At 41.0% G+C, this 14,272-nt stretch carries 10 protein-coding genes; 7 read left to right on the top strand and 3 right to left on the bottom strand.

The features are described 5' to 3' along the window. The 7 genes from HUS61_RS02805 to HUS61_RS02775 all read left to right on the top strand — a co-directional run bounded on the left by HUS61_RS02805 (position 1) and on the right by HUS61_RS02775 (position 9,736). Complete coding sequence (locus HUS61_RS02805; protein ID WP_175082230.1) at positions 1–1,851, top strand: glycoside hydrolase family 13 protein; 1,851 nt, start codon at positions 1–3, stop codon at positions 1,849–1,851. 94 nt (positions 1,852–1,945) lie between these two features. After that, on the top strand, positions 1,946–3,820 hold the full coding sequence (locus HUS61_RS02800; RefSeq protein ID WP_371319656.1) for an alpha-amylase family glycosyl hydrolase: 1,875 nt from the start codon (positions 1,946–1,948) through the stop codon (positions 3,818–3,820). Further along, the gene (locus HUS61_RS02795; protein WP_055020845.1) at positions 3,813–5,297 is read left to right on the top strand and encodes an MFS transporter; all 1,485 of its coding nucleotides are present in this window, start codon (positions 3,813–3,815) and stop codon (positions 5,295–5,297) included. The genes HUS61_RS02800 and HUS61_RS02795 overlap by 8 nt, the downstream gene beginning before the upstream one ends. A gap of 12 nt (positions 5,298–5,309) precedes the next feature. Beyond that, entirely contained in the window at positions 5,310–7,709 is a 2,400-nt protein-coding gene (locus HUS61_RS02790; RefSeq protein ID WP_175082232.1) for a glucan 1,4-alpha-glucosidase, read from the top strand. A 60-nt stretch (positions 7,710–7,769) separates the two neighbouring features. Continuing rightward, positions 7,770–8,663, top strand: a complete 894-nt coding sequence (locus HUS61_RS02785; RefSeq protein WP_175082233.1) for a sialate O-acetylesterase — start codon at positions 7,770–7,772, stop codon at positions 8,661–8,663. A gap of 198 nt (positions 8,664–8,861) precedes the next feature. Further along, positions 8,862–9,266: a hypothetical protein gene (locus HUS61_RS02780; RefSeq protein ID WP_175082234.1), complete on the top strand. Its 405-nt coding sequence runs from the start codon at positions 8,862–8,864 to the stop codon at positions 9,264–9,266. Between the two features lie 41 nt (positions 9,267–9,307). Then, on the top strand, positions 9,308–9,736 hold the full coding sequence (locus tag HUS61_RS02775; protein ID WP_308418546.1) for a hypothetical protein: 429 nt from the start codon (positions 9,308–9,310) through the stop codon (positions 9,734–9,736). Between the two features lie 8 nt (positions 9,737–9,744). Here HUS61_RS02775 and HUS61_RS02770 read toward each other — a convergent pair whose 3' ends face one another. From HUS61_RS02770 to HUS61_RS02760, 3 genes are all read right to left on the bottom strand, one after another. After that, on the bottom strand, positions 9,745–10,464 hold the full coding sequence (locus tag HUS61_RS02770) for a hypothetical protein (RefSeq protein ID WP_175082235.1): 720 nt from the start codon (positions 10,462–10,464) through the stop codon (positions 9,745–9,747). Positions 10,465–10,646: 182 nt separating this feature from the next. Continuing rightward, a complete protein-coding gene (locus HUS61_RS02765) occupies positions 10,647–12,833 on the bottom strand; it encodes an OsmC domain/YcaO domain-containing protein (protein ID WP_175082236.1) in 2,187 nt (728 codons plus the stop codon). A gap of 193 nt (positions 12,834–13,026) precedes the next feature. Continuing rightward, complete coding sequence (locus HUS61_RS02760; RefSeq protein WP_055198756.1) at positions 13,027–14,046, bottom strand: LacI family DNA-binding transcriptional regulator; 1,020 nt, start codon at positions 14,044–14,046, stop codon at positions 13,027–13,029. Positions 14,047–14,272 lie beyond the last annotated feature (226 nt).

Here is a 14,272-nt window from a genome sequence, read left to right as displayed (position 1 = left end):
ATGAGAAAAACACAATCATTTTTAGCGCTAACGACCGCATTTACACTTTTTAACTCAACAGCAAGTTTTGCGATTACTGCGTCACCAGAAAACTGGTGGGTAGGGATGCAAAATGATTCATTACAAGTCATGCTTTACGATAACAATATTGCTCACAAAACGTGGCAAATGAAGCCTTACAAAGGCGTTGAGTTTAAAGGGGTGACAACAACAAATAACCCTAATTACGCGTTTTTAGATTTAACCATTAGCGATAATGCAAAGGCGGGTACACTGACTTTTAAAGCTAAAGATGGCACAGAATTTACTTACCCATTAAATACCCGTGATAAGCAAAGTGCCAATCGTCATGGCTTTACAAATAAAGATACACTTTATTTAATCAATCCTGATCGCTTTGTAAATGGTGACCCAAACAATGACACCGTTGCTGGTATGAAGGAGGCTGCAAACCCAAGTTTTAAAGGAGGTCGACATGGTGGTGATATTCAAGGTGTTATCAATAGCCTAGATTATCTTGAGGACCTCGGTGTGACTCAACTTTGGTTAACACCAGTGCTTGAAAATGACATGCCAAGTTATTCTTATCATGGTTATGCTATTACTGATTTTTACAAAGTTGATCCGCGTATGGGCAGTAATTCGCTTTATAAAACCTTATCTGCAGAAGCGAAAGAGCATGGTATCGGCTTAGTGATGGACATGGTACTTAACCACTTTGGTTCATCACATCAGTGGATGGCTGATATGCCTACTGCTGATTGGGTTAACTTTGATGGCAAGTTTGAAAACGGTAAAAATGCAACCAGTCACGCCAGACAAACAATCCAAGACCCTCACGCAAGCCAATACGACAAACGTCAATTTAACGATGGTTGGTTTGTTGAGTCTATGCCTGATCTAAATCAGCGCCAGCCGTTACTATCAACGTATTTGATTCAAAATGCCATTTGGTGGATTGAATACGCCAACTTAAGCGGCATTCGTGTTGATACCTATTCATACTCAGATAAAGCATTTTTAGCCGATTGGACTAAAGCGATTATGACCGAGTATCCAAACTTTAATATTGTTGGCGAAGAGTGGACAACCAACCCGGCTATTGCATCTTATTGGCAGCGCGGCAAAGTCAATCAAGATGGTTATACCTCTGATTTACCAAGTGTGATGGACTTTTCATTACAAGAAGCCTTAATCCAAGCACTTAACGAAGAAGAAAGCTGGAATACAGGTTGGGTAAAAGTATATCAATCGCTGGCTAATGACTTTTTATATGCTGATACAGATAACATTTTAGTGTTTGCAGATAACCATGACATGAGCCGTGTTTACACTGAGCTGGGTCAAGACCTCGCAAAAACTAAATTAGCCATGACGCTGCTGTTAACAACTCGTGGTATTCCACAAATTTACTACGGCACTGAGCTGCTGCTCGATAACACGCCAAGCAATGACCACGGTGATATTCGTATTGACTTCCCTGGTGGGTTTAAAGGTCAAAAAGCGAATGCCTTCACAGGTAAGGGGCTTTCAGCTGATCAGCAAGAGATGTTAGCTAGCATGAAAAAACTGCTTAAGCTGCGCCAAGAAAAACCAGCGTTAAGCGAAGGTCGTTTAATGCATTTTTCACCCAAGCAAGGCGTTTACAGCTATGTGAGGGAGCACAATGGCCAAACTGTATTGGTTATTCTTAACAAAAACCAACAAGCCATTGATTGGGATTTAAGCTACGTGCAAGAAGTGCTGAAAGGCAATAATAAAGGACGCGATTTAATCAGTGAAAAACGCGTTGATCTTGCAGCGCCAATCCGCTTAAAAGCTATGCAAGCGCGCTTAATCGAGCTTGAATAATTGCAACTAATAGGCTGAATACGTATGCATTTACTGTCCGTATGCAGCCCTTAACATTAGTATGAACTGATATTTACAGAAAAATGAAGTAATGATGACAACATACAAACTAACTGCGTTAGTAGTGGCTTCGGTTTTAGGTTTAACTGCCTGTGGTAACGATGCGCCAGTACAGCAGAACACGCAACAGCAACAATCAGAATCTAGCCAAGCAGCTATCTCTAAGCCTGTGGTTTACCAAGTATTCACTCGATTATTTGGTAACACTAACACCACCAATAAACCGTGGGGCACATTAGAAGAAAATGGGGTAGGCAAATTCGCTGATTTTAATGATGCAGCATTACAAGGCATTAAAGAGCTAGGAACAACACATGTTTGGTACACTGGTGTACCGCGTCATGCTTTAGTAACTGACTATACCGAATACGGTTTGTCACAAGATGACCCTGATGTTGTAAAAGGCCGTGCAGGCTCACCTTATGCGGTGAAAGATTACTACGATGTTAATCCTGATTTAGCAATTAACCCTGAGCGCCGCTTAGAAGAGTTTGTAGAGCTAATCAATCGTACTCATAAGCACGGTATGAAAGTTGTTATTGATATTGTGCCAAATCACGTAGCGCGTAATTACGAGTCAGTCGCCAAGCCTGAAGGCGTAAAGGATTTTGGTGCTGAAGATGACACGACGAAAACCTATGCTCGGGATAATAACTTTTACTATGTAACAGGGCAGTCATTTCAAGTTCCTACCAGCGATAGCTACCAAGTCTTAGGTGGTAACCCGCATCCTCTTGCAGATAATCAATTTGCCGAAACCCCAGCTAAATGGACGGGTAATGGGGCCCGTGCCGCTAAACCTGACATTAATGATTGGTACGAAACCGTTAAAATCAATTACGGTGTGAAACCAGATGGCAGCTACGACTTCCCGACGCTACCCGCTGATTACGCAGATAAAGATTACCGTGCGCACTATGCATTTTGGCAAGATAAAGATCTACCAAATAGCTGGTATAAATTCCGTGATATCGCGCTTTATTGGTTAGATAAAGGTGTTGATGGTTTCCGTTATGATATGGCCGAGATGGTGCCTGTTGAGTTTTGGAGCTTTTTAAATTCATCAATCAAGATGCAAAAAAGCGATGCCTTTATTTTGGCTGAGGTATATAACCCAACGCTTTACCGCCCATATATCCAACAAGGTAAGATGGATTACCTTTACGACAAAGTCGGTTTTTACGACACGGTTAAAGCTGTGATGCAAGGCAAGCAATCAGCGGATACTATTTTCGATATCCAAAGCCAAGTGGCGGATATTGAAGAGCATATGCTGCACTTTTTAGAAAACCATGATGAGCAACGTATTGCTAGCCCAGATTTCGCTGGTAGTAGTGAAAAAGGTAAGCCAGCGATGGTGGTATCTACATTGATGTCGCGCTCGCCAACCTTACTTTATTTTGGTCAAGCTGTCGGTGAAGATGGCTCTGAGGACGGTGGTTTTGGTGACCCAACGCGTACCAGCATTTTCGACTACATGGGTGTACCTGCACATCAAGCGTGGATGAATAATGGTAAATTCGATGGCGGTGCGCTTTCAAAGCAGCAAGCTGATCTTCGCGCTTACTACACGAAGTTAATGTCATTAAACACACTGCCTGCAATTGTTGGTGGTGACATGCAAGCGGTTGAATTGACAGGCTCAGAGCAAGTGATTGCCTTTACGCGTAAGCTAGGTCAACAACTGGTGCTTGTAGTAAGTAACTTTTCAGAAAACCCACAAAATGTTGAGCTTACTCTTAACCAAGCGTTATTACCTAAACTTAACCACAGTGGTTTAACGTTAACTGATAACCTAGAAAATCATGCCGACATTGTGATTTCTGAGGCAGCATCGAAGGCGCCAATTCAATTACAACTAAACGGCTTAAGCAGTGCAGTATTTACCTTAAAGGCTGACTATGAATAATAACAAACCAACGCTAAGCTTTTGGCAAATATGGAATATGTGTTTTGGATTCCTTGGAATCCAATTTGGCTTTGCATTACAGAACGGTAATGTAAGCCGTATTTTTCAAACCTTAGGTGCCAATGTTGATGATATTCCAATTCTTTGGGTTGCAGCACCATTAACAGGCCTTATTGTTCAGCCGATCATCGGTTATTGGAGTGATAAAACATGGAATAAGTTAGGTCGTCGTCGTCCGTTCTTTTTCTATGGCGCTATTTTAACGACGTTATCGTTATTCATTATGCCTAACTCACCAAGCCTGTGGATTGCGGCGGGTATGTTATGGATCATGGATGCGTCAATTAACGTAACTATGGAGCCATTCCGTGCTCTTGTCAGTGATAACTTACCGAAAAAGCAACGTGCAACTGGTTATGCAATGCAAAGCTTCTTCATTGGTGTTGGTGCGGTTGTCGCGTCTGCATTACCTTGGATGATGACTAACTGGTTCGATATTGCCAATACTGCACCTGCAGGGCAAATTCCAGATTCTGTGAAATTCTCGTTTTACTTTGGCGCAGTAGTTTTAATTATTGCTGTGTTTTGGACTGTCTTTACTACTAAAGAATATTCACCAGAAGAACTTGAAAGCTTTCATGAACAAGAGCAAAGCGATGACTCGGGCGATGTTCAAAGTGATGTAAACTTTAACAAAGGCGCTGCAATCTTTACGGTTCTTGGCCTTGTAGTACTTGGTATTGTTACGGGTCTATCGCTTGAAAAAGAGCTTTATTTACTTGCTGGTGGTTTGATTAGCTTTGGTGTTATTCAATTTATTGCCGGGGCTTTAAAGGCTAAAAACGCAACCAGTGGTGGCTTTTATCAAGTTGTGAATGATGTATTCACTATGCCAGAAACAATGAAACAATTGGCTTGGGTACAATTTTTTAGCTGGTTCTCATTGTTTGCAATGTGGATTTACACCACATCGGCAGTAACTAGCTTCCACTACGGCAGCAGTGATACAAGCTCTCTTGCTTACAATAACGGTGCGGATTGGGTTGGTGTATTATTTGCCGCTTACAATGGTTTTGCTGCCATTGCAGCACTGTGTATTCCGGTTATCGTTAAAAAAGTAGGGCTAAAAATGGCTCACGCTATCAACCTAGTGCTAGGTGCATTGGGTCTGGTCAGCTTCATTATTATCAAAGATCCAAGTTTACTGATCTGGCCAATGATTGGAGTAGGGTTTGCTTGGGCGTCAATTCTATCTTTACCATACGCAATGTTAAGTACCTCAGTACCAAGTAAAAAAATGGGTGTGTACATGGGTATTTTTAACTTCTTTATTGTTATTCCGCAGCTTTTAGCAGCAAGCGTATTAGGCCTAATTTTACGTCACTTTTTTGATAATCAACCGATTTATGCGTTAGTGCTAGGTGCAGTGTCATTCGTACTAGCAGCGGTCGCTGTACTGCGCGTTAAGCAACAATAATAAGGACACACCATGAAAAAATTTAATCTTATTACCGCAAGCTTGTTAGCGTTAGGTTTAACAGCTTGTAGTTCAGAACAATCAGCTAATACAGCAGTTGAGCAGGTGTCTGCACCAGGAGCACCGGGTGTTGAGCCTTTTTGGGCATACTCTGGTAAAACGGGGATTGGTACCTCTTACGAGCAATACCAAGACGGCCACTATAGCGATGCAGCTGCTACAGGGAAAGTATCAAAAGTCTGGTTTTCAATCGCTAAAGGCATGATCACAGAAACCATGTTTGGTTTAATTCACCAAGCACAAATCAAAGATATGCAGTTTGTTGTAGTTGGTAAAGACTTTACCGTAACAGAAAACGATGATCTCGATGTAAGCATTGATTATTTATACAAAGACGATGCGGGTCGCCCATTATCGCTTGCTTACAAAGTCGTTAGTAAAGATAAACAAGGTCGTTTCACTTTAGAAAAGCATATTTTTACAGATCCAAACGGCCAAACATTGTTTGTTCGTAGCGTATTTAATACAGACCTTGAAGGTGTGAAAGCCTACGTTAATGTAAACCCTTACATTGATAACAACGGCTTAGACGATTTTGCAAAAGTGACTGATAAGGGTCTAGTTGCTTGGCAAGATGATAGCTTTTTATCTTTACAAGCCGCTAAACCATTTAAGCAAGCAAGCGTTGGCTTTACGGGTGTAAGTGATGGCTTAAAAGAGTTAAAAACATCGCAATCACTCTCAACGACTTACCAAAATACTGGTGATAAGTCGGGTAATGTAAGCTTACTTGCAGAGCTTGGTGAAGTATCAAAAAACACCACCTTTGATTTAGCTTTAAGCTTTGGTAACTCTGAAGCTGCAAGCTTAAAAGAAGGTCAAGCAAGTTTAAATCAAGGCTACCAAAAAGTACTTGCTGCATATAACGGTGAAGGTGTTGCAATTGGTTGGCAAGACTACTTAGCAAGCCTTGAACCTTTGAGCACATTAACTAACAGCACCGCAGATAATGGTAAGTTGCTTTATACCAGCGCCATGGTGTTAAAAGCGCAAGAAGATAAAACTCATGCTGGTGCTTTAATTGCGTCACTTTCTAACCCTTGGGGTGAAACAGTATCAGCCAAAACAGGTTCTACCGGTTATAAAGCGGTTTGGGTACGTGATTTCTATCAAGTAGCAATGGCATTTATGGCCATGGGTGATACACGTACCGCAAAAACGGCGTTTGAATATTTAGAAAAAGTACAAGTAACAGATAACACACCTGGCAATGGTGGTGACACGGGTTGGTTCTTACAAAAGACTCATGTTGATGGTGAGCTTGAGTGGGTAGGTGTTCAGCTTGACCAAACAGCAATGCCAATTATGTTAGCGTGGAAACTACATCAAGCTGGCGTACTGAGCGATCAAGAGCTGACAGATTGGTATGGCAAAATGTTAAAACCAGCTGCTGATTTCTTAGTTGATGGTGGCCTTGCGAAAATTCTTTGGAATGACACGCAAATCACACCGCCAGCAACGCAACAAGAGCGTTGGGAAGAACAAAATGGTTTCTCTCCATCAACAACTGCAGCGGTTGTTGCAGGCCTAGTGACGGCTGCTGATATTGCTAAAAAAGCAGGTGACACTAAAAATGCAGAGCGTTACCTAGCAACGGCTAAAACTTACAACAGTGAAATAGAAAGCACCATGTTTACGACACAAGGTAACCTTAAGTCTGAAAATAGCGATGGTGAATATTTCATTCGTATTGGTCAAGACAAAGATCCAAACTCATCAACCACACTTAACGCCAATAATGGCCGTGAAGGCTTTGATAAAAAGCAAATCCTTGATGGTGGTTTCTTAGAGCTTGTACGTTACGGTGTTCGTGATGCACTTGCGCCAAGCATTGTAAAAACATTACCAGAGTACGATGACGAAACCTTAGTCGATAATCTGCAAGTGCGTTACACCTTTAATTTTGCTGATGGCTCAGGTTCATTCCCAGGCTACCGTCGCTATGGTAACGATGGTTACGGTGAAGATGAAGTGACAGGTAGCAACTATGCCGAAGGTGGTAACAACACCCCTGGTCAACGTGGTCGTGTATGGCCGTTTTTCACAGGTGAACGTGGTCACTATGAAATCGCTGCTGCAAACGCAACTAATAGCCTTGATGCGATGAAGCAACAAGCGATTAAAGACACCTATGTAAAAGGTATGGAAGCATTTGCCAATGAAGGCATGATGTTACCTGAACAAGTTTGGGATGGCGTAGGCAACAATAAAGCAGGCTATCAGCTAGGTGAGGGTACAAACTCAGCCACACCACTGGCTTGGACTCACGCTGAATACATTAAGTTACTCCGCTCAGTGAGCGATAAACATGTATGGGACCATTACCCCGTTGTTGAAGACGCATTGAAGTAAAAACGTAATTAACATGCCCAATATTTATTGGGCATGTTGCTTTTGGCAAAAGGAAAAATAATGTTAAAAAAACTAGCTTTATGTGCTCTATTAGCAGTAAGTACGCAAAGTAAAGCGGATGATTACTTGCTTTACTTTATGGGTGGCCAATCAAATATGGAAGGATTTGGCTTTAATAAAGATTTACCTGCGCAGTATAAAAAACCAGTTGAAAATACCTTACTCTTTTTTGGTAACCCTGTTGCTGATGATGCATTAAATGGTGGTAAAGGTGTTTGGACTAATTTAATGCCTGGTTTTGGAACAGGCGCAAGATCGACAGATCATTCAATTATTTTATCTGAAAGGTTTGGTCCTGAATTGAGTTTTGGTAAACGCTTATCTGAGCTCACAGATAAGAAAATAGCCATTATTAAATATGCGCGTGGTGGTTCATCTATTGCGCTTGGGGCATCTGGTTTTGGTACGTGGGGGCAGAACTATGCTGACAACACCAAGATCAACCAATGGGATAACTTTCAAACTACCGTAAGAGCTGCGTTAGCTAACAATGATATAGATGGTGATGGTGAAGCCGATACTTTAGTCCCAGCAGGGATCATTTGGATGCAGGGTGAGGCAGATGCCTATCATGAGCAAGCATCTAAGGTTTATTTAGCTAATTTAACAAGCCTGATGAATGATATGAAGATGACTTTTGGCAATAAAGAGTTACCAATCATACTTGGCAGAATCGAAGACTCTGGTAAAACACCTCAAACACGCATGATGCCATATATAGAGAGTGTATGGGATGCTCAGAAAAAGTATGTTCAATCAAATGCTAATGCTCATTTAGTCGCCTTTGATGAGCCTGTCGAATTCATTGAAGATAAATGGCACTATAAAAGTAATTACTATATAAAACTAGGTAACCTTTTTGCAGAAAAAGCAGCCGAAACATTAGCTAAGTAAGCTGTTTTTAAATAACTACTTAAATAATTAAACCGCCGAATTAACCTCGGCGGTTTTTTGTTTTGCACTTTTTTACAATTTAACTGTGTTTTCCTTATATGGGTACGTTAAGATAGGTTAACTTTAATTCAGTAAACAAAAGCCATTACTATTTGGTGTAATTTGTAGCTGAACAATTAATTCAGGGAAGGTGCAAATATGTTCAAGGCTTTATCTACTTTGTTGGGTGTTGGTTTATTGTGTTCTTGTGCAATAAATACAAACGTGGGTGAGTATGTACTTGGTGATGTTGAAACTTCAGTCCGAGGTCACAATGTTGAAGTATTTACAGAACGCCAATTAGTGAGCCACAGAGCAACATTTCTTGGCCAGGTTTCGAGCTATTATTGCCAATTAGAAAGTGATATGCATTTACCACAAGCGGGTCCGTTTGATGATATTGATGGTTCTAGAAGTCAACTTCAAGACACTCTTAAAAGTAAAGTACAGCAAAGGGGTGGCAACGCGATTGTTTATGGACAGTGTTATATCAGTGCTCATGCAGATACTGATTGCCAAAAAGCGCTGAGTTGTGATGGGTTTGCGTACCAAGTTGAATATTAAAAACTTTTACTATTTCCATCTCGCTAATTAAGGTCTGGACTGTGGCGAATTATCCTAACGTTATCCTAGGTTTGATGTTACTTTTTCATGCTTCTATTACCAGTTGTGCTGAACTTAAACCCTTCACTACAGATGGTTGCAGTTCTTTTCCTGATGGAACAATAGAACATAAAAACTTATGGTTGGCGTGCTGTACAGCCCATGATCTTGCATATTGGCAAGGCGGTACTTTCAAGCAACGTGAGCAAGCTGATATAGATTTAAAAAAATGTGTTGCTAAGGTGGGTGAGCAAGAAATTGCAGTATTGATGCTTGCCGGTGTTAGAGTGGGTGGAACACCTTTTTTACCTACTAGCTTTCGCTGGGGTTATGGCTGGCCATACCCCAAGTTTTATGGCGAACTAACAGCGCAAGAGCGCTTACAAGTTGAAAGCCGTTTAGCCGAGCTTAAAACTGAGCAAATTAAATAACCTATCGTTTATCTAACTTCTTTACAGGTTTTTGATGCATCGTTGATAGCAGCTGCTTCAGCGCTTTTAGCAAAACGTGATGACATGTAAAGTCCTAATTGATGGTCGGGCATTTTAATGCGTGTAATGCCATTAAAGTGGTGAGGCTCGATATCTTTTGCAATCACAGCAGGAAGAGCTGTTATACCAGCTCTGTTCTTAGCCACAAAATCAACGGCTTGTTGCCATGTACTGACTTGATGTTCATGGCTTATCGATTCATTTTTATCAATGCCTAAATATTTAAGCATTAAGGTACGTGCCCCAGTTCCGCGTTTATAGACGATACCATTCAAGTTTGCCTGTCTGCGTAAATTCTCGATACTCAAATCTGGGTTAGTACTGTGGCTGATTAGCTCATATCCAACTTGATAAATTGTCTCTGAGCGAGTCGCAAATAAATCTCTGTGTGGTAACAATAAAAGTGGCATGGCAATATCAACTTCATTGTTTTGCAGCATTTTAATAAGCCGTGCTTGCGGTACAGTGATTACGTCGTAGTTGCTATCAAGTTGATTGATAACGCAGCTATAGGCTGATTTTAATTCACCGTAAAATTGTTTGCGTGAGTACTTTAATGACTCGCCATTTTCACTTGATATACCAATTGTTATTTTTGCAAAACAAGTATGAGTGCAAAACATAACAAACAGGATAAGAGGGGCAGTAATAGAGCCTTTTAAGTCCATTTAATAAATCGAGAGGGTGAAACTTGAGTGAAATTTACCAGTTTAAATAGAACTGGACAAGGTAGGGGGCTTACAGTGCAAATACATAAAAATCTAAGTGCTTTATTGAGGTATTAATTAATTTTCTTAATAAACAAAGGGGTGGAGCTGTAAGTTGGTTGCTTACAGCTCGATTTACCTGATTATAATCCTGCTTTTTTAGCGCGAGCAGTGTGTAGCTTTTTGTAGCTTTCGATTAAACGAAGGTGTCTATCTAAGCCCTCTAGTTTCATGCTGGTTTCTGTTAAACCATAGAACATTACATCGCCGTTGATTGAGCCAACGACTGCATCCATCGTTTCTTGACCAAACATACGGGTGAAGCTATGAATGTAATCTTGAATCTCAAGGTCATCGCTGAGTGCAACTTCTAACGTTGCATGCATTGCTTGGTAGAATAGGCCGCGTTCAACAATGGTATTGTCGTTATACTGTAAGAATGCTTCAACAAGCTCCATTGCTGCTTCTAAATCACCAAGTGCTAAGTAAATAAGTAGCTTCAGCTCTAGAATCGTTAACTGACCCCATACTGTGTTTTCATCAAACTCAATACCGATTAAGGTAATGATGTCAATGTAGTTATCTAGTTCACTTTCTTCTAGGCGCTCAACTAAATCAGCAAGTTGATCTTCTGATAAACGATGCAGGTTTAAGATATCCTCGCGGAAGTTAAGTGCTTTATTGGTATTGTCCCAAATTAAGTCTTCCACAGGATACACTTCTGAGTAATCAGGCACTAAAATACGACATGCGGTACCAAGATCTGAGAACTCAGCAATGTAAGCTTCTTTACCTAAGCTTTCTAAAATACCGAATAAGCTCGCTGTTTCTTCTTCATTGCTACCTGAGAAATCCCACTCGACAAACTCATAATCGTGCTTAGCGCTGAAGAAGCGCCATGAGATCACGCCCGTTGAATCAATGAAGTGCTCTACAAAGTTTTCCGGTTCAGAAACTGCCATACTATTGAACGTTGGCTTAGGTACATCGTTTAAGCCTTCGAAGCTTCTTCCTTGTAATAACTCAGTTAAGCTACGCTCTAACGCAACTTCAAAGCTTGGGTGCGCACCAAAAGAAGCAAATACACCGCCTGTTTTAGGGTTCATGAGTGTTACGCACATTACTGGGAACTGACCACCTAACGAGGCATCTTTTACTACAACAGGGAAACCTTGTTCTTCAAGACCATTAATACCCGCAACAATACCTGGGTATTTGTTTAAAACCTCTTGAGGTACGTCTGGTAAAACAATTTCTTGCTCAATGATTTGGCGCTTAACTGCACGCTCGAAAATTTCAGATAAACACTGTACTTTTGCTTCGGCAAAGTTGTTACCAGCACTCATACCATTGCTTAAGAATAAATTTTCAATTAGGTTTGAAGGGAAGTAAACCGTTTCACCGTCTGAGTGGCGCACATAAGGAATAGAGCAAATACCACGTTCTTTATTGCCAGAGTTGGTATCAATTAGGTGTGAGCCACACAGCTCACCGTCTGGATTATAAATTTCACGGGTATAGTCATCTAAAATGCCCTCTGGTAGAGAGTCATCGTCAGTCAGAGCAAACCACTTTTCATTTGGGTAATGAACAAACTCGCTATTGGCAATGTCTTCGCCTAAGAACTGATCGTTATAGAAGAAGTTACAGTTTAAGCGCTCAATAAATTCGCCCAAAGCTGAGCATAGCGCGCTTTCTTTAGTTGCACCTTTACCATTAGTAAAACACATAGGCGAGGCTGCATCACGAATATGAAGTGACCATACATTTGGCACAATATTACGCCAAGAAGAGATTTCGATTTTCATCCCTAACTCTTCAAGGATGGCCGTCATATTTGCGATGGTTTCTTCAAGGGGTAAGTCTTTACCTAAAATAAAGGTATTACTGTCATCACCTGGTTTTGCCATCAACATTGCTTGCGCGTCTGCTTCGATGCTTTCAACAGTATCGATTTTAAATTCTGGGCCAGTTTGAATAACACGTTTTACTGTACAACGCTCAACAGAACGTAAAATACCCGTGCGGTCTTTCTCAGAAAGGCTTTCTGGTAACTCAACCTGAATTTGAAAAATTTGGTTATAGCGGTCTTCTGGATCAACGATATTGTTTTGCGCAACACGAATACCGTCAGTCGGGATATCACGTGAATTACAATACACTTTAATAAAGTAAGCCGCACACAATGCAGAAGATGCTAAGAAGTAATCGAATGGACTTGGTGCAGTGCCATCACCCTTATAGCGAATAGGTTGGTCTGCAATGACAGAAAAATCATCAAACTTGGCTTCAAGTCTGAGGTTGTCGAGAAAATTAACTTTAATTTCCATTAAAAAATTCCACCTTTGTGCGCGTTGTTATCTAAAGCTTTGTTTGCCAGATAAGCGTTTTCAACATAATAGGTGTAATTATCTGCTTTTTCGAAGTAATAGTCTTGGGTAAATCGAAAAAAAACTAATTTTAATGCAATAAGTTTCTGTTTGGGTAAGGAGTAGGCGATAACAAAGCTGTTATCGCTAAAAATTAAACACTCGAACCGCGAATAATTAAACGCGGTGGTAAAAGGGTATTCTCTACATCTTCACCACGAATGAGTTTGAGCAGGTTATCGACCAACATTTGTCCGGCGAGTGTGGTGTCTTGCTGTACGGTGGTAAGTGGTGGGTTTACAAAGCTGGCAACCGCAATGTTATCAAAGCCAACAACGTGTACATCATCAGGGACCTTGATTTTTGCTTCTTTCAAGGCGCGAATAGCACCAATAGCAATAAGGTCGCTGGCGGCAAACAATGAGTTAAAACGAATGTTATTTGCTATGAGGGAACGAGTCGCGTGATAGCCAGATTCTTCAGTTGAAATCGCATTTGCCATTTTACGTTCGTTTAAAGCCACGCCTTTGGCTAAGAATGCATCTTTAAAACCTTGGTAGCGAGCAAAAAACTCAGGGCTATGATCAGAAGCATCACCAATAAATGCACAGTCGGTTCTACCGGTTGCAAGTAAATGCTCAGCTGCTAATTTACCACCGCCGTAGTTATCGCAGCTGACCGTTAAGTCTGGGCGGTTATCTACGCTGGCACCCCAACAGACAAACTTAGTATGTTGGTCAATTAAGGTTTTAAATTTAGGTTGGTAATCGAGGTAATCACCATAACCAAGCAGTATTAAGCCATCTGCACGGTGGCTGTCCTCGTAATCGGCTTGCCAATCAGAGCTGCTCGACTGAAACGATACCAGTAAGTCGTAGCCTTCTTTTGCACAAGCTCTTGTAATACTGCCTAGCATCGCCAAAAAGAAAGGGTTTATTTGTGATTCATCCGAAGTGGGATCTTCAAATAATAACAGGGCGAGGGTGCTACTTTGTTGAGTTCTTAGGTTGCTGGCATTTTTATCAACTTTATAGTTGAGCTGTTTTGCTACCTCATGAACACGTCGACGCGTTTCTTCGTTGACCAAAGGGCTATTTCGAAGCGCGCGAGACACGGTTGACTGCGACACACCCGCATAATGTGCAATGTCAAAAGATGTCGCCTTACCTTTCATATGGTTACCAAATAACAGAAGTAGTAATTGCCATTTTCGGCTATTTAATATTTTTTTCAAGCTATTTGTGACAAGCGGCGTGTGTGTGGCTGTTCTGTACACAGCTAGGCATTTTTTATGCGTATATAAATGCTTTTTCGATACTTAATACGCAGGTTTTCTCATTAAATACGTATGCATGCACAAATAATGAAAATTTTTATTGATCCTAATCTGACACCGGTGT

It is taken from the genome of Pseudoalteromonas sp. 0802, from assembly GCF_013350085.1.
Classification (GTDB): domain Bacteria; phylum Pseudomonadota; class Gammaproteobacteria; order Enterobacterales; family Alteromonadaceae; genus Pseudoalteromonas.
Note: the sequence above shows the minus strand (reverse complement) of the source record. Positions and strands in the feature narration are given on the sequence as shown.

Excerpts from the sequence above, each read along its gene's own strand:
- HUS61_RS02805 (WP_175082230.1), top strand. The coding sequence starts at position 1 with ATGAGAAAAACACAATCATTTTTAGCGCTAACGACCGCATTTACACTT.
- HUS61_RS02760 (WP_055198756.1), bottom strand. The coding sequence starts at position 14,046 with ATGAAAGGTAAGGCGACATCTTTTGACATTGCACATTATGCGGGTGTG.
- HUS61_RS02800 (WP_371319656.1), top strand. The coding sequence starts at position 1,946 with ATGACAACATACAAACTAACTGCGTTAGTAGTGGCTTCGGTTTTAGGT.
- HUS61_RS02790 (WP_175082232.1), top strand. The coding sequence starts at position 5,310 with ATGAAAAAATTTAATCTTATTACCGCAAGCTTGTTAGCGTTAGGTTTA.
- HUS61_RS02765 (WP_175082236.1), bottom strand. The coding sequence starts at position 12,833 with ATGGAAATTAAAGTTAATTTTCTCGACAACCTCAGACTTGAAGCCAAG.
- HUS61_RS02770 (WP_175082235.1), bottom strand. The coding sequence starts at position 10,464 with ATGGACTTAAAAGGCTCTATTACTGCCCCTCTTATCCTGTTTGTTATG.
- HUS61_RS02780 (WP_175082234.1), top strand. The coding sequence starts at position 8,862 with ATGTTCAAGGCTTTATCTACTTTGTTGGGTGTTGGTTTATTGTGTTCT.
- HUS61_RS02785 (WP_175082233.1), top strand. The coding sequence starts at position 7,770 with ATGTTAAAAAAACTAGCTTTATGTGCTCTATTAGCAGTAAGTACGCAA.
- HUS61_RS02795 (WP_055020845.1), top strand. The coding sequence starts at position 3,813 with ATGAATAATAACAAACCAACGCTAAGCTTTTGGCAAATATGGAATATG.